This window comes from Streptomyces sp. NPDC087844, assembly GCF_044742785.1.
Lineage (GTDB): Bacteria > Actinomycetota > Actinomycetes > Streptomycetales > Streptomycetaceae > Streptomyces.
Map to the genome: position 1 here is coordinate 57,401 of NZ_JBIUVD010000027.1, position 15,361 is coordinate 72,761.

Here is a 15,361-nt window from a genome sequence, read left to right on the forward strand (position 1 = left end):
CATGACGACAGCCCTGCTGCTGCAGCAGGATCCCCGCACAGGCCGGGACCGGCTGGAAGTCCTTACCGCGCTGATCAGCACTCCGTCGTTCGACCCGCTGTTCCGCCCCGATGTCGTCAAGATCCCGCCGAACCATGCCGTCTACCGGTGGAACTGCCTCAGCGCCGACTGCGAGCGGTCCACTATGGGACATGGCGACCTGTGCTCTTCTCACGAGATGCTCTGGCGCGAACACCGCGACCTGGGCGGAGAACGAGCCGAGTTCCTCCGCACCGCACCGCCCGTCGGCCCCGGGGAGTGGATCGAACAACGGTCCTGTCAGATCTGCCCCGGGCGGCCCGCTCGTCACCACACAATGGCGCTCTGCCGATACCACGAGTTTCGTTGGTACAACCAGCGCGGCCGCCGCGGCGGTGACCTCGACTTCGACGCCTGGCTCGTCGATCAGCAATCGCATCCTGGCTTCGGCGATTGCCAGGTCCAGGTCTGCCCGGAACTCGCAGACTCCCCGCTCGCGCTGTGTTTCCGTCACGAGCGCTGCTACCGCAGGCAAGGCAGGCCGGGAGGAGCGACGCTGCCGTCGCAGTGGGGCACCCGCTTCGGGCGCCGGGGACTGATCACACCGGTCAGCTACGAGGACGAGCTCGCCTTCCGGCGCTGGTGCGCGAGCGCCGGGGCTGTGCTCCGGCCCGCGCAGGTCAATCTCCGGGGGCTGCATCCGCTGCTGCGGGCCGAGATCAAGTGGGGCATGTTCACCTACACCCAGAAGGCACACGGCCGCTGGGAACTGGTCACCTGGCAGGGCTTGGCGAACTTCGCCCGCGAGCACGGTCTGCGGTCGCTGACGGACGCGGGCCCCGAGGAGGAACGACTGCTGCAGAAGGCGGTCAGCCGCGAGGCGGTCCACATCGTCCGGGCCGTGGCCGGCTGGCTGCAGCCCCTCTACGTGACACCGGCCGAGTCGCGCGAGCTCGGATACATCCTCACCGAGCACTACGGGCGCAAACTCACCGGCCGCTCGGTCCACATGGACCTCACGAACGTCTCCCAGCGATGGCTCCGCAACCTCATCTGGGACCACCTTGTCGCCATCCTGCGTTCTCCCGGCTGCCCGCGCAGCGGAAGCACCTTCGACGACATGCGCCGAGCCGGTCTGGAGCTGAGTACCTTCCTCGAACTCCACGCGCCATCCGGCGGCCACGACCCGCGAGCCTTGACGGCCGACCACATGCACCAGTTCGTGGCCGACCAGCGGCAACGCGAGCGGGACGGCCTCGTCTCGCTCGCGGCCAGAGGGCGCCCAGGCAAGCAGTCAATCGTGACCGACAACACCCGCCAACGCGTCTTTCACCGCACCCGGCGCCTCCTGCGCGGGGCATTGGAATCGGGAGAGGCCGAACGCCTCGGTCTGGACCGAGCGTTCATCGCCGCCATGCCCGCCCCAGGACGCACAGTCCGCCGCTCGCGATCGCCCTTCGCCGACGGCGTCGCCCGCGAGCTCGCCGACGAGGCCAACCTGCGCGGGCTCTCCGAGAGCTACGACCCGTTCGACCGCGGCCTGCGGGACGCTTGGGAGACGATCATCGTCACCGGACGCCGCTGCGGAGAAGTCCTACAGCTCCGCCTGGACTGCCTCGGTCGCTACGGCGGACTCCCCATGCTCTGGCACGACCAGACGAAAGTCGGCAACTACGACCAGGCCCTGCGCATCCCGGAGCGAGTCCACCAACTCCTTCAAGCCCGTCAGCGCAAGACCCTGGCCCTGTTCGAGGCCCGGAACAACCGGCCGCCCACCGCCGACGAACGCGCCCAGATGGCGCTGTTCCCCACCAACATCCGCAACCGCGACGGCCATCGGCCGCTGAGCTACAAGTGGTTCCACAAGGGCTTCAAGTTCTGGATCGACGATCTCGACATCGGCCGCTGGGTTCCCCACCAGGCCCGCCACAGTCTGGCTACCAGCCTGCTGCGGGCCGGGGCAAGCCTGACCCACGTCCGCCGCTACCTCGGCCACGTCTCCGAGCGAATGGCCGAGCACTACATCCACCTGACCCAGTCCGATCTGGAGGACGTCCTTCAGCACGTCTGGGTCGCCGGCCCCGGCAGCCCCAGCCCCGGTGAAGTCCTCGCCGGGCCGACCACCCCGCTCACCCGCGAGCAGGCCCAGTCCCTCGCCATCGATCTGGCCCGCCGCAGCACCCCCGCCGAGGGCGGCTTCTGCACCTTCCAGCCAGTCGTCGACGGCGGCGCCTGTCCCTGGAATCTCGACTGCCACAACTGCGACAAGTTCGTTCTCTCCGGCGCCGACCTCCTCTACTGGCGGCGCAAACGCGAACAGTGGCGGCTGCTGGCCGAGGGCGCCTCGGACGACGCCACCGCCGACTACCTCCACCGCTACTTCGAGCCCACCGCCCGCGCCATCGACGGCCTGGAGAAGGCCCTGGCCGGCCTCGGCCTCCTCGACGACGCACTCGCCCTGGACCTGCGTAAACCCTAGGACTACTTCCACCGCGTGTGGTCCACCGCCTTCCGCGCCGCCGACCTCGCCGACGCGGGCGCCGCCGAGCAGAGCGAGTACAGCGATACGTGCACAACCGACAACGACCCCGAGCAGGACATCGCATGAAGACCGCTGCCGTTCCAGAACCCCGCACCGCCGCCGCCCTGGCCGCCCGTCGGCACAAGACGGAGACCGCCCTCCAACGGATCCGTGAAGCCATCAACCGACTCCGGCGCGAGAAAGCCCAGGTCAGCGTTGCCGCCGTCGCCCGCCGCGCGGACGTCTCGCGCACCTTCCTCTATGACAACGCCGAGGCCCGAGCCATCATCGCCACCGCGATGACCGAGGCCGGAGAACGCCGGACCCAGACGCTCGCCGACCAGGACGACGAGCGCGAGGCGACCTGGCGCGAGCGTGCCCTGAACGCCGAAGACGCCCTCAAAGCAGCCCACGGCGAGATCATCGCCCAGCGGGCCCACGCTGGCGAACTCCTGGGCCAGATCCGGGATTTGCAAGCCGAGTGGACAGAAGAAGCCATCCAGCGGATCACCACCGCGAACACCACACTCAAGCAACGGGTCCGCCAGCTCACGACCGACAACCGCACGCTCGACGAGCGACTCAAGGCCGCCCGCTCCAACCTCCGCTTCCAGGACCGCCGCGTCGCCGACCTCGAAGCCCAGATCACCACCCCGCCGGGATGATCCGACTTGGCCGGTGGCCGTCGCACCCCCGGTGGGGCGGCCACCAGCCGTAGTGCACACTTGGCCGATGCTGTTGACGTTCATCGCAGAGGTCGCGGACGAGCACCTGGTCCTGGACCCGGGCAACCAGGCGACCGAGTCGCAGACCAACACCTGGCAGCTCGGCGCCGACGCCGAGGAGCGGGCGACGCTGTCCGTGGAGGAGGTGGCTGCCGCCTTCGAGAGCACCGCGAGGGCGTTGCGTGACCGCATCCGGGCCCTCGGTCTGCACGGGACGGCCACGTTCTACGTGTGGCACGACGAGCAAGCCGGACAACTGCGCTGTTCGACCTCCTCCCAGCCCCCGGCATCGCTCCCGTTCGGTGGTAACTACGTGCTGGCCGAGACGCTCGCACCGATCATTACCAGCTTCCTCGACGACAGTGATCCCGGCTCAGTGCCGTGGACCGAACTCGCATCATTCGAGTCCGATGGCCAGGACCGGGCGGAGGCCGTGCCGCCGCCGTTCCCAGTCTGGACGCGTCGAATCGGGCGCAATACCTGAACAGCCCTCTCGGTCTCGGAGCCGGGGAAAGCCAGTAGCCGCACCAGCCGAGGCCATGCGAACATCCCCAGCATGGAGCCCCAGGACGACCAAGTGGCAGGCGAGGTACTGCACGGGCGCGGCTGGCGCAAGGCGTTCACCGTCACCGAGATGGTCGACCAGTGGGCCTCGCTCGTCGGAACCGTTGAGAACGGCTACGAGGACTTCATCGACGAGTACACCAACGACCTCTACAGCCGGAACTGGCTCCACGAGGCGTGGGTTCTCCTGCCCGGGCACATGCTCGTGACCTGGAACCAGCAGATCCAGGAACTCGACGACCGCTTCCGGGACGCGACCGCCTTCGACGACGGCCAGGCACTGTCCCAGTTTCATCGGATCAGTCAGTTCGATCCCGACGATATGTGGTGGTGGCGCCGCCACCCGCGGATTCTCGTCGGCGACCTCGGACGCGCGCTCCGCTCAGCCGGAGCCGTTGACCTGTCGCCAAGCCCTTGAGCCATCTCAGACGACGAAGTCGAGAACCACCCCATCGGGCGACATCAGAAGGTAGTGATACATCGTCACGGACATGTAGTCTATGAATCGTCGCAGTTCAGAGCCGGTATCGAGCTCCTGCGGTCGGTAAAGTGGACTGGCAGAACAGGCGCCTGGGCGAGCACGCCCCCTGCTGGGACCCGGTCGGCGATCACAGCCCGAACACCCTGTTCGCCGCCTCCATGGCCCAGGGCGGATGGGCTCTGGAGATTCCCTCGCCCAGCCTCTACTTCCAGCTGCTTCCCCGGCACCAGGTCCTCATCCAGAACAAGCGCGGAGTGAAGATCCGCGGACTTTGGTACGACGGCAAGGCACTGAAGCCCTACCGCGACCAGGAATCGGGCCGGGGCGGACGGCACAAGGACCGCTGGACGGTGCACCGCGATCCCCGCGATGCCCGGTTCGCGTTCTTCCAGGACCCCCGCACCCACGAGTGGCACGAACTGCGATGGACAGGGCTGCCGCCCCAGGGCGAGGTCCCTGCGTTCACCGACGCACGGGTACGCGAACTGCTGACCGCGGCGAAACAGGCCGGTCTCAAGCCCCGCACGGACCGCGAACTCTTGCCCCTGCTACTGGAGTTGATCGCCGCACACGCCAGGGTCGACCAGTGGCCTGGCCGGCTGACCAAAGCCCAGCGAACCGAACGCGCCCGCGAAGCCGCCCAGGTCCAGGCGGCCGCGGCCGATCGCCCCGCCGCCGGCACCGACGGGGCCGCCATCGGCAGCAGGCCGCAGCGACCGGTCCCGGTCGATGCGGCCGTGGACGCCGAACGCCGCAGCCGGCGCGAGGCCGTGGTCCTGCAACAACCCTGTGCACCAAGGCGGTTGGGAGACGGCGACCGACGTCGGGCCCACGCCCGATGATCACGGAGACTTCGCCGACCACCTGCGGACTCTCTTGCACGACAACGAACGTCGGCCCTCCAAAGTGGACTGGACCCGGGCCTTCCTCGAAGCCCGGCCCAAGTGCTCCGAAGGCTTCCTTCAGTCGGTCTCATCAGTAGTGCAGACCTATGCCAAGACGAACAAGGCAAGGAACCTGAAGGAGCCGATCCTCACGACCCGTTTCCGCCCCGAGCACATCCCTCAGTTCCTCGAGAACGACTGGTATCAGAAGTACTTCGCCCACATGGACGGCATCGCGACAGTCCACCTGCGTCGCACCGCCGCACTCCGACTCTTCCAGACAGCCGCCGGGGGACCGATTCAAAAAGCTGCGGACCGGATGGGACCCTTCCTGACCAACTCCGGTGCCATCGCTCGAATCGCGGACAGCCCCAAGCGCGTCCACCGGTGGGCACGAACCCGACCTGATCCTCTTGAGTTCGAATCCGCGATCCGCAGCCTCGCAGTCGAGCTTGATTCCCGTGATGACCTGATCGACTACGAACGCCGCAGGAAGGCTCTCGCGGCGTGGTGCATCGCTCCTGAAACCTGGGCCGCAATCTGTTCCCGCATGGTGGACCCCCAATACGGCGGAGGATGGAATCCTGACTTCACCGACCGCAAGAGAAACATCGCGTCCGTCATGCTCTGGACCCTGATGACTCAGGGCGAGCATGTCTTCGCCCCGACCCCAATCGCTAATCAGCAAGATCCAGAGACGCAACGGAAGTGGGAGGTGAGCGTCGCCGCATTCTGGGCACGTCAGCGGCATAGTTTCAGGAGACCCACCGACAACCAGCTGATGGCGTTGCTCGAGGAGTATGCGGCATACCTGACGCCGATCATCGACCGCACTGGATCAGCACCCACTCAATCCAGTCCGTGGACCTGAGGCACCCGCACGGCTCAAATTGCAGGAGCACGCCTTGCGCGGGTTCCGACACTCTGCCCACCTGCGGCCCCACGCGTGCGCGGGTGCGGTTTATTCACGCAGGCGGGTAGACCCGCACCGCGTCGGTGACCTCGCCATAGCTGCCAAGCCCCTTCCGATCTCCGTACCGACAGCCTATTCTGCCTACAGGGGAGAATAGATATCAGAGTTTCCTTTTCGGGCGGCCGAGCATGATGAGGTGCGCATGTCAAAACTCTCACGCGAACGACGCAAGATACAGAAGCAGATGAAGGAGAATTCGCATCGGAGGAATTCGGAGGTCTATCCTGCATTTCATCTTTTCCCCTATCGGCACGGGGATGTTTTGCCTAGCGGATTTGCTTTCAAGTCCTGGTTTCGCCTCTCTGGGTACTCCACCGGAGTAATCGCCGATTTTCATTATCCGCAAAAAATAACCGGTATCGATGCCTGCGGAAACTGTGAAGGCACTGGCATGCTGATGCGTATCGAATTGTACAGTAATACTCTCGAAGAGAGAGAGTGCGGACTCTGCCTCGGCACGGGTAGTCATGAAATCTGGCTCCAGCGCGACAATGATAGGCTGGCAAAATTCGACCAAGAAGAGTGGAATATCAGGCACGGCAGGACACGCGACGGAGTGCGGATGCCCAGAGATCGAGGGAAATGTTGGTTTTGCTGGGGTAACGGCATAAAGTATCACGCGTATGTCCGTGGCGATTACAAGCGCACCTGGACTACCGAGTGTATGTGGTGCAATGGCTCAGGAAGATGGACCCAACCAAAATAGAGCTTGTGCGATCAAGCATCGCGGTCGCTTGAATGACCTCCCATAGGGAAGTGAGCTAATATTAAGTCTTCGAGGTGACGCCGCGCTTCATTCAGGGCAAGCTGCGTACTTACCATCTCTTCGGTCATGTGATTGGCATCCGCGAGTGAAATTCCAGGTATTCCTCTCTTGAGGATTTCTCGGTACTGTAGCACCCAACATGCGCGGTCTTTGGCGGCGCTTTCGAAAGAGGCGAGCAGATCCGGACAGTAAATTTGCATCATGCTACGCAACGTTTTACGTGCGGCCCGGCGCCGTCTGGCCCCGCTCCATCGTTGCAGTAGGGGACCCTTCGGTGAGATCACGCTTTCAATATCCCGCTCAACTCTTCCGAGATAGCTGCCTCGCCAACGGTCCCACCGTCCGACCCCAGCCAGGTTGGTGAGCGACTCATTTTCATAGTTCTCCTCAAGTAGCAGTGCGCGGGCGAATTCTGCGGTGTGGGCCGCCGCTACGCACCAGTCATCGAGAATTTGATGCAGTTCCATGAGCGCGGCATGCATATTTGGCCACGAGCTTTCGTGCTTCATTTGCCCCTTAAGCCCCTGCATTACCATGCCGCTGGCTTTAGCGACGGCTCCGGCCTCAGCGCCTGTGAGCACGCCTCCTCCTTCAGAGTGCGGCTCCCCTAGGTGCCTGCCTGCCGGGACCGCGCGTTCAGCGGGCCGCTCAAAGGTGAGCTGCGATATCGCTAAGATCTGTCAGTAAGACGATTTTCGGTGCTGAGCAACCTGCTACTTGAAGTGAGCGACTTCCTGGCTCAACTTCAATTGCCAGAATCACGCCCGCGTAAGACCTCCTCAGGTATCCGAGCCGGCGTTTCAGAGGAAAGTTGTTCCCCATCTCGTCCGGCGAAGGGAACGAAGACGCCCAACGAGTCGATCACTTTGATCGCCGGCTCTAGCCAGGGCGGCAGCCAGCTCGGTGGCGGACCACAACCTCCGGCATACTTGGTGACGCTGCGGCTAGGCAGTCCCAACTCCGTACGGTGGATGTTCTCGGCCATCGTGGCTAGAGGCTCGGATGTTTGGATCCCGTTGATGTGATGAGACACGTGAGCAAGCTCGTGCCCGAGGATTATTGGAGAGTAGTTCTCTATTGCTCTGAAAGTGCTGGCGTAAACGTAATATCCTTGCCCGGAGCAGTTATCTCCATCTAACCAAACTGCCCACAGGGGAGGGTTGGCCGGAGCCGAACCCACTGCGCCCCCTCCACGCGTCGAGATTGCAACCGCACCGGGCCCTGGAACAACGAACGCCGACGTCACCCGCATGATCACCACGTCAGCGGGGGAGTTGATCATTTCCTGCAGGCGAGAAACGCCTGCAGGTGCAGATCCACTCACGGAGGTTACTTTCCAGACCTTCTCTCCATACAGGTCCGTGGCATCTCCGTTTACGCTCCCCAGCCCCGCTAGGAAGCTGAGGTCCCAGGACACTGCAAAATCGTTGAAATAGAGAGTCATCTGTCCTCCAAGCTCCTCGCGCCAACCATGCGCCGAATCTGAAGCGGGAACAAGCCTGCCGCGGACTTTGAATTGTCCTCGGCTATCCGTATGATCGGAATCCGGTTATGGGCCAGTCGATCTGCGATCAACAAGACCCGCAGGCGCAGAAGAAATGGCGCATGAGCGTCGAGGCCGTTTGGGCCCGCATTCGGCACCGCACCAGGTGGACTTCCTTGAGTGCGCGAGCGAACTCGGAGTAGGCGTCCAGCCGTCGCTCGTCCCACCGCACCGAGAGGACACGATCCCACTGCGCTCTGTCGTTGAGACGTGTCGTGAGCAGCATCCCGAGAACACTCCCCGCGTCCGGCCGGGACATCGACCTGCTGGTCGGGCACGCCGAGAGGAACGTCAGGTCAGTGCATGAAGATCCGGGCCAGCGTCGCGACCAATGACGCCAGATAGACGGAGGCGGTCGCCACCAGTTCCTTGATCTTGAAGAGGCGGACGTCGAGGGTGCGGAGGTGGTTCAGTTCGGCGCGCTCCAGTTCGCGGAGTTGGAAGCGGTCGACGGACAGGGGTGGGCAATTGTCGCGTGCCTGGGCGAACTCCGCGCGGGTGCTGGCGATCTCGCAGGTGCGGAAGTCCCTCATCGCGCTCTTGAGCAGCCGGTTGGGCACCAGGATGTAGGCGGGCAGGGCTATCAGATAGAGGATCAGGAAAGGGGCGGTCCACGGGATCTCACTGGCCGACATCCCGATGAACAGCGAGCTGAACGCCACGACGCTGAGCAGCAGCGAGAAGATCACGTACCCGAGGAGCCTGCGCATGGGGCTCCAGCCGTAGAAGCCGTCCGTGTTCCCCTGGTCGACTCCGTAGGTGACCCGGTTTCTGATGGCGACGAAGAAGAGGATGAAGAAGATGCCCATCAGGTTGTGCTTGATCATGATGTAGGAGATCAGCGCGGCGAAGAGCCCGTAGACCACCACCCCCGCCCAGTGTCCGGGCGCGAGCGCGGCCCACCACGACGTGTACGCGGCCTTGCTCCAGGCGCGGCGCTCCGCCTCGGCACCGGACGGGGCGAGGGCGAAGAACGCGCCGCCCGCGCGGTAGGCGGCCATCAGGAGCGCGGCGGTCGCCAGGGAGCCGAGGGCCACCACCCAGGAGAACTGTCCGCAGCGGGCGAAGCGGAGGTTCGTCCGCCGCACCGCGCGCAGCACCTCGTCCCGCGCCTGCCCCTGCTCCGGGAGCAGCAGCAGACCGCCCTCGTGCAGCTCCTGGGCGAACGTCGCCATGAGCCGGCAGTTCAGGAAAGCGAGCAGCAGCGTCGCCGCCGCCACCGCCGTGCAGGTCAGGGACGGGTAGTCGCGCAGCAGCGGGAAGTCGGTGTCCGTCGAGCCGTCCTGGACGCGCAGGACGTGGAGAAGGTCGCGGCTGTAGGTCTGGAGGGGGTGCGCGTGGACGAACTGCCCCTTCGGAGCCGTGACCAGAGCCAGGACGGCGAACATCGCGGGGAAGAGAAGCAGCAGCCAGGCCGGATGCCACCGCCGGTGGGCGAACCACCGGAAGAACGGATCGACCTTCTCCGGTTCAAGCCGTAAATCATGCGCGCTCGCCATCTGGCTCCCCCATATCCCCATGCCCGACGCCCCCGTACCCTCTCCTTCTGATACGAACTGCCCGATCGGCCAGTTCCTCGAAAGACGGAACAAAGGGAGCACAGGGGGCGCGCGCCGGGCATGGGCCGTTGCGTGATCACGTTTCATCCGGAGTGCCGTGCCGGCCCGTCCTTGGAGGGGGCATCCCGGTTCGGGGCGGGGGCGGACGAAGGCCCCTGACCGCCCTCGGCCTCACCGGATGAATCCGGACAGACCTCGATCATGCAAGGGACCCTGTGGTGACAGTTCCCACTGAAAAGTGCCAACTCTCGCTGAAATTCTCATCTACGCCGCGGAACGCGCAGGCGCAGGCGCAGGCGCAGGCGAATACCTGCCAGAAGTCTCCCGACCCGTTTCCGCGTACCCGCCCTCCGACGTGGCGGAGCCTGGTCCATCCTCCAAAGGTCTCGCTAACCGCGAGCTCGTCCTCCAAACACCAGCCCCGTCATGACGAGTCATGGCGAAGGCACTCGACTGTCGCGGCAAGACGGCCACCCGCCTGGTCACGCATGCTGACGGCACCTGGAGCCGATACGCCCGCGGTGACCACATTCCGGTGACGCCACTACCGACCTCATCAAGGGGTACACGACACCTCAACGTGTGCGCATCCACCATTCTGCCGACTCCGTCATGTGGATCGATGAATCTGGATAGCGGCTGCGGTGATGAAGGCAGTGAGGGCGTCCTGCAGCTCTTGTTCGCGTTCAGCCAGCTCGGTCTTCGTTGTTGCCCTGCGGATCGGGCCGATGGCGTCGAAGGCCGATGCAGCGAGTGAGACGAGCGTGTCGTCCTCGGCGAGAAGCCGCACTCGGAACCGAGCATGCTCTGTGGCCGCGCCAAGTCGGTCACACTCGGTGAAGGCATGTTGCGTTTCGGGGTGGTCAGCATCTCCCTGCAGGCGGAACCAAAGGGCAACTGTCCCTTGTCTAAGCGCCGTTACGGCTTCTGCGTAGGCGCTGTAAGTCGTCAGACGTTCTTGGCGCAGCTGCAGGGAGCGGGTGAAGACCTCCGCTTGCGCACTGGAACGGCGCTGGAAAATAAAGGTGCTGATTGATCCCAACAGGGTCCCAGCGACAGCGATCAAGCTGGCCAGTACAACCTCCACATCGCCATCTCAGCACGCAGATGCGTTCCCGCACAGAGCCAGGCCCAGATCGACAAACCGAAGCGCCGCTGCCAGGAAGCACTTCAGGCCGACACAAGAGCACTCAGTGTGGCTTCAGGCCGGTTCCTCAGGCGCCTACGCGACCTCGGAACATACAGGCCTACCAGTCCCGGGGCCGAGAAGCACCTGGCCATCGCGGTCGCCGGACTGCGCGCGCACTACGGCGACCATGCGTAAGCGCAGCGCGTGCCCGGTGGGCGCGCAGCGGAGCTCCGGCGCGGTGGTGAGGGGGTGCCGGGACGGGCTGCGCAGTGCCGGCTTCTCGCCTGCAGAGTTCCCTGTCGGTTGGCCGTGGCCGTCCCCGCGCCAGTTGGACACCCTGCTACAGCTTGGTCTTTCGAGGGGGGAAGGGAGGAGGGCGGACATGGTGAGACCTGAAGCGTTGTCGCGCACGCTGCGGTGGCGAGCCGGAAGCCATCACCCCCTCTCCCCGCAACCGCACGCCATCCGTCGCCCGAACCCAAAACACCGACGGCCACGAATGGAGGCGTATGCTAGGACGCCTGAGACCGTGGGCCGACCCGTATGGTCGCGTACCTAGTCGTCGAACACAGGCGGCGGTCTCATACCCCAGTCCCCGGACCCCGGACTGTGTTCTGCCCGCCTGCCCCTTGCCGGCAAGACTGAGGACAGGACGGGACGGCACCCGGCCGGGGACACCCCGGCCAAGCGCCCATGGCAGTCTGGTCGGTTGGGAACACAGCCGGCCAGGCGGGTTCCGTTGACAAGATGCGGACCGAACCTTCCCGGTCCCGGATCCTCACAGGCGTCGGCGGTACGGGCTGTTCTCGCACCTGGTAACGCGCCACGTCGATACGCTCTCGGACCTGTCAGACCGCGTTCACCGTGGTGAGCGGCGGGGAAAAGCTCGTGAGAGGGTCTCGACGGCGCGTACGGCGTCGAGGCTCACTCGGGTTGTGGCGGACCGTCAGGCGGGCGGCCGCCACACCGGGATCTCGCGGCCCTGGTGGGTTATGGGTGGTTCATAGTCCTTCGGCGGAAGAAGCGGCGATGAGCGGTCGAACTTCGCCGTCAGCGCGTCCGCGGACTCCGTGCGGTTGTCCACCTCGAACAGCAGCTCCGGCACCCGCTTCCGGCGCGAACAACACAGCATCTCTCTGCACGGCGGCACAGCGGCACGGTTGCGGCCGCTGCTGGGCAACGCCATCGCCACCTCATCGACCAGGAACGCATCGACCCCACGTTGGCCAGAAAGGCACCGGGGGACCGAGTGGTCTCTGCAGGGTCAGTTCGAGAGGAACGGTGGTGACGGTGGCGGTGGCGCGGCGGCTGCGCGTTGCCACCGTCATTGCCCGGCAGGAGCACTCGCGTGGGAGAGATCCGAGCCGCCCATGATTCCCTTCATGGAAAGCGAAACAACGCGGGCGCTCCTGCCGACTCATTCCTCAGTCGGCGTTCAGCCGTGTACGCAGGAGACGCTTGCCGAGTTCAGCGCCCTTGCGACTGTCCGCCTGGGCCTTGCGAAAGAGATCGGCTGCCTCGGTGTCCTTGTCCCGTTCCGCGTCCGCGATGTAGGTCTCCAATCGCAGCGCGTTGTTCAAGCACGCCTCGACGTACCAGATCAGGTTGTAGTCCTTGTCGGGCGTCCCCGAGACGCCTCCGGTTTCCTTTTTGCTGGCCATACGAGCCTCCCTTGTGTGGGTGGTTCCGCTGCTCGGGAAGCGCCTCGGGTACCCGTCTCGCCCGCTGTACACACCACAGCCCCGCTCGTTCCTCCCACGTGCCGGAAAACGTGGCCGCAGTCAGCGGGATCGAGCCACATCCGTAGAGGCCACATCCGTAGAGGCCACGTCCGTAGAGGCGCCGACAGGTGCCGCCGCTGCGAGAGGGCGTCCACCCGGTCCAAGGGCGTCCGACCTACGCCGGTTAAGACGTTCCCCTCGGCCGGTTGTCCTGACACGTCCCGGTCGACGGCCGTCACCGAACCGGCGCCTCGGCGGCAGCGACAACGTTTCCTCAGGACGCCCGTGGTTACCCATTTCGTGCGGGGCCGGACCGCGCGCTGAGGACAGTCGCAGAGCGGGCGTCACCAGAAACGGAGTTTCCATGGCCAGCATGAAGGTGTCCGACCACATCCTCCAGCGGCTGCGTGAATGGGACGTGGACCACGTCTTCGCCTACGCGGGCGACGGCATCAACGGCCTGCTGGCCGCCTGGGGCCGGGCCGACAACCGACCGAAATTCGTCCAGGCGCGCCACGAGGAGATGTCCGCCTTCCAAGCGGTGGGGTATGCGAAGTTCTCCGGAAAGGTGGGCGTGTGCGCGGCCACCTCCGGTCCGGGGGCGATCCATCTGCTGAACGGGCTGTACGACGCGAAGCTGGACCATGTCCCGGTGGTGGCGCTGGTCGGGCAGACCAACCGCAGTGCCATGGGCGGCTCGTACCAACAGGAGGTCGATCTGCAGAACCTGTACAAGGACGTCGCCTCGGATTTCTGCGAGACGGCTACCGTGCCGGAGCAGTTGCCGAACCTGATCGACCGGGCGATGCGCACCGCCTATGCCAAGCGCACCGTCACCGCGGTCATCCTGCCAGCCGACGTCCAGGAGCTGGACTACAGCCCGCCGACCCACGCGTTCAAGATGGTGCCCTCCAGCCTGGGCCTGGGGCAGTATGCGCCGGTACCGGCAGACGCGGACATCGAGCGGGCCGCGGACGTGCTGAACGCCGGTGCGAAGGTCGCCGTCCTGATCGGACAAGGCGCTCGTGCGGCGCGCGCCGAGGTGGAGCAGCTGGCCGACGTGCTCGGTGCCGGGGTGGCCAAGGCTCTGCTGGGCAAGGATGTCCTGCCCGACGATCTGCCCTACGTGACCGGCTCGATCGGGCTGCTCGGCACTCGCCCGTCCTACGAGCTGATGCAGGAGTGCGACACACTGCTGGTGATCGGATCCAGTTTCCCGTACACACAGTTCCTGCCGGAGCTGGACCAGGCGCGTGCCGTCCAGATCGACATCGATCCGCACATGATCGGCCTGCGCTATCCCTTCGAGGTCAACCTGGTCGGCGACTCCCGCGAGACGTTGCAGCGGCTGCTGCCACGCCTGCGCCGCAAGGAGAACCGCAAGTGGCGCGAAGGCATCGAGAAGAACGTTTCCCGGTGGTGGGAGGTCATGCAGCGCCGGGCCGCCGTGGACGCCGATCCCGTCAATCCCGAGTACGTGGTGCATGCTCTGGACGGCAGGCTGCCCGACGATGTCATCCTCTCCGCCGACTCGGGCTCGGCCGCAAACTGGTACGCCCGGCATCTTCGGCTGCGCGGCCGGATGCGTGGTTCGCTGTCCGGGACGCTGGCGACGATGGGGCCGGGTGTGCCGTACGCGATCGGTGCGAAGTTCGCCCACCCCGATCGTCCCGCCATCGCCCTGGTCGGTGACGGTGCCATGCAGATGAACGGCATGATGGAGATGGTCACGGCGGCCAAGTACTACCGCGAGTGGTCCGATCCGCGGTTGATCGTGGCAGTGCTCAACAACGGCGACCTCAACCAGGTCACCTGGGAGATGCGGGCCATGTCCGGCGCCCCGCAGTTCGAGGAGTCCCAGCACATCCCCGACCTGCCCTACGCTGAGATCGCACGGAGCATCGGCCTGGACGGCGTACGGGTGGAAAAGCCCGAACAGGTCGAAGCCGCCTGGGACCGGGCCCTCGCCGCGGACCGGCCCTTCGTCGTCGACTTCCGCTGCGACCCCGCCGTGCCGCCGATCCCGCCGCACGCTTCCCTCGACCAGATCGAGGCCGCGGCCTCCGCAATCCTGCACGGCGACAGCGACCGGGGCTCGATGGTGAAGCAGGGACTCAAGGCAAAGGTCCAGGAGATGCTTCCCGGCAGCCGCCATCGCGGCGACCGGCCCGGCGCCGGCGAGCATGACAGCGGCGAAAACAGCAGGTGAGCCGAGCGCAACCACCGGGTCAGCCGTTCCACGAGGGCTGTTCCACGAGACATCCGCTCGTGGAACAGCCGGCCGTCTTACCGTCGATTCCGGCCCGACGCTTCTCTTCCAGAACGTGCGCGTCGCTGGGTCGTGCGGACGCCTGACAACCGGGGGGAGGAAGATCGACCGGGTCCATCAACGGCCAGCCGCCGGGAGGGACGGGTTCGGCGGTCCTCGGCCGGATGCCGATGGGGCTCAGGTCTCGATGATCGCCGGGATGGCGCAA

General features: G+C 65.5%; 13 protein-coding genes. 7 read left to right on the plus strand and 6 right to left on the minus strand.

What is annotated here, in order from left to right; all coding sequences use genetic code 11:
• Nucleotide 1 precedes the first annotated feature (1 nt).
• The 6 genes from ACIOKD_RS36370 to ACIOKD_RS36395 all read left to right on the plus strand — a co-directional run bounded on the left by ACIOKD_RS36370 (nt 2) and on the right by ACIOKD_RS36395 (nt 6,064).
• Nucleotides 2-2,497 carry a tyrosine-type recombinase/integrase gene (locus tag ACIOKD_RS36370; RefSeq protein ID WP_402092366.1) on the plus strand — a complete coding sequence of 832 codons (2,496 nt, stop codon included), beginning with the start codon at nt 2-4 and terminating at the stop codon, nt 2,495-2,497.
• Between the two features lie 125 nt (nt 2,498-2,622).
• Complete coding sequence (locus tag ACIOKD_RS36375; RefSeq protein WP_393704150.1) at nt 2,623-3,204, plus strand: DUF6262 family protein; 582 nt, start codon at nt 2,623-2,625, stop codon at nt 3,202-3,204.
• A 67-nt stretch (nt 3,205-3,271) separates the two neighbouring features.
• Nucleotides 3,272-3,748 carry a hypothetical protein gene (locus ACIOKD_RS36380; RefSeq protein WP_402092300.1) on the plus strand — a complete coding sequence of 159 codons (477 nt, stop codon included), beginning with the start codon at nt 3,272-3,274 and terminating at the stop codon, nt 3,746-3,748.
• Between the two features lie 72 nt (nt 3,749-3,820).
• Complete coding sequence (locus ACIOKD_RS36385) at nt 3,821-4,246, plus strand: hypothetical protein (protein ID WP_402092301.1); 426 nt, start codon at nt 3,821-3,823, stop codon at nt 4,244-4,246.
• A 131-nt stretch (nt 4,247-4,377) separates the two neighbouring features.
• Nucleotides 4,378-5,151: a hypothetical protein gene (locus tag ACIOKD_RS36390; protein WP_402092303.1), complete on the plus strand. Its 774-nt coding sequence runs from the start codon at nt 4,378-4,380 to the stop codon at nt 5,149-5,151.
• 34 nt (nt 5,152-5,185) lie between these two features.
• Nucleotides 5,186-6,064, plus strand: a complete 879-nt coding sequence (locus tag ACIOKD_RS36395) for a hypothetical protein (protein WP_402092304.1) — start codon at nt 5,186-5,188, stop codon at nt 6,062-6,064.
• Nucleotides 6,065-6,320: 256 nt separating this feature from the next.
• On the opposite strand, the gene ACIOKD_RS36400 is transcribed toward ACIOKD_RS36395, so the two are convergent.
• From ACIOKD_RS36400 to ACIOKD_RS36425, 6 genes are all read right to left on the minus strand, one after another.
• A complete protein-coding gene (locus ACIOKD_RS36400; protein ID WP_402092306.1) occupies nt 6,321-6,785 on the minus strand; it encodes a hypothetical protein in 465 nt (154 codons plus the stop codon).
• A 98-nt stretch (nt 6,786-6,883) separates the two neighbouring features.
• Nucleotides 6,884-7,513: a hypothetical protein gene (locus ACIOKD_RS36405; protein ID WP_402092307.1), complete on the minus strand. Its 630-nt coding sequence runs from the start codon at nt 7,511-7,513 to the stop codon at nt 6,884-6,886.
• A 1,258-nt stretch (nt 7,514-8,771) separates the two neighbouring features.
• Nucleotides 8,772-9,974 (minus strand): hypothetical protein, encoded by a 1,203-nt coding sequence (locus ACIOKD_RS36410; protein WP_402092309.1) that lies wholly within the window; start codon nt 9,972-9,974, stop codon nt 8,772-8,774.
• A gap of 670 nt (nt 9,975-10,644) precedes the next feature.
• Nucleotides 10,645-11,121: a hypothetical protein gene (locus tag ACIOKD_RS36415; protein WP_402092311.1), complete on the minus strand. Its 477-nt coding sequence runs from the start codon at nt 11,119-11,121 to the stop codon at nt 10,645-10,647.
• Between the two features lie 988 nt (nt 11,122-12,109).
• Nucleotides 12,110-12,349: a hypothetical protein gene (locus tag ACIOKD_RS36420; protein WP_402092312.1), complete on the minus strand. Its 240-nt coding sequence runs from the start codon at nt 12,347-12,349 to the stop codon at nt 12,110-12,112.
• A gap of 238 nt (nt 12,350-12,587) precedes the next feature.
• Nucleotides 12,588-12,824: a hypothetical protein gene (locus ACIOKD_RS36425; RefSeq protein ID WP_402092314.1), complete on the minus strand. Its 237-nt coding sequence runs from the start codon at nt 12,822-12,824 to the stop codon at nt 12,588-12,590.
• A gap of 433 nt (nt 12,825-13,257) precedes the next feature.
• Here ACIOKD_RS36425 and ACIOKD_RS36430 point away from each other — a divergent pair, with 433 nt between their 5' ends.
• Complete coding sequence (locus ACIOKD_RS36430) at nt 13,258-15,093, plus strand: thiamine pyrophosphate-requiring protein (protein ID WP_402092367.1); 1,836 nt, start codon at nt 13,258-13,260, stop codon at nt 15,091-15,093.
• Nucleotides 15,094-15,361: the final 268 nt, after the last annotated feature.

Excerpts from the sequence above, each read along its gene's own strand:
- ACIOKD_RS36370 (WP_402092366.1), top strand. The coding sequence starts at position 2 with ATGACGACAGCCCTGCTGCTGCAGCAGGATCCCCGCACAGGCCGGGAC.
- ACIOKD_RS36375 (WP_393704150.1), top strand. The coding sequence starts at position 2,623 with ATGAAGACCGCTGCCGTTCCAGAACCCCGCACCGCCGCCGCCCTGGCC.
- ACIOKD_RS36380 (WP_402092300.1), top strand. The coding sequence starts at position 3,272 with ATGCTGTTGACGTTCATCGCAGAGGTCGCGGACGAGCACCTGGTCCTG.
- ACIOKD_RS36385 (WP_402092301.1), top strand. The coding sequence starts at position 3,821 with ATGGAGCCCCAGGACGACCAAGTGGCAGGCGAGGTACTGCACGGGCGC.
- ACIOKD_RS36410 (WP_402092309.1), bottom strand. The coding sequence starts at position 9,974 with ATGGCGAGCGCGCATGATTTACGGCTTGAACCGGAGAAGGTCGATCCG.
- ACIOKD_RS36420 (WP_402092312.1), bottom strand. The coding sequence starts at position 12,349 with ATGGCGTTGCCCAGCAGCGGCCGCAACCGTGCCGCTGTGCCGCCGTGC.
- ACIOKD_RS36425 (WP_402092314.1), bottom strand. The coding sequence starts at position 12,824 with ATGGCCAGCAAAAAGGAAACCGGAGGCGTCTCGGGGACGCCCGACAAG.
- ACIOKD_RS36430 (WP_402092367.1), top strand. The coding sequence starts at position 13,258 with ATGAAGGTGTCCGACCACATCCTCCAGCGGCTGCGTGAATGGGACGTG.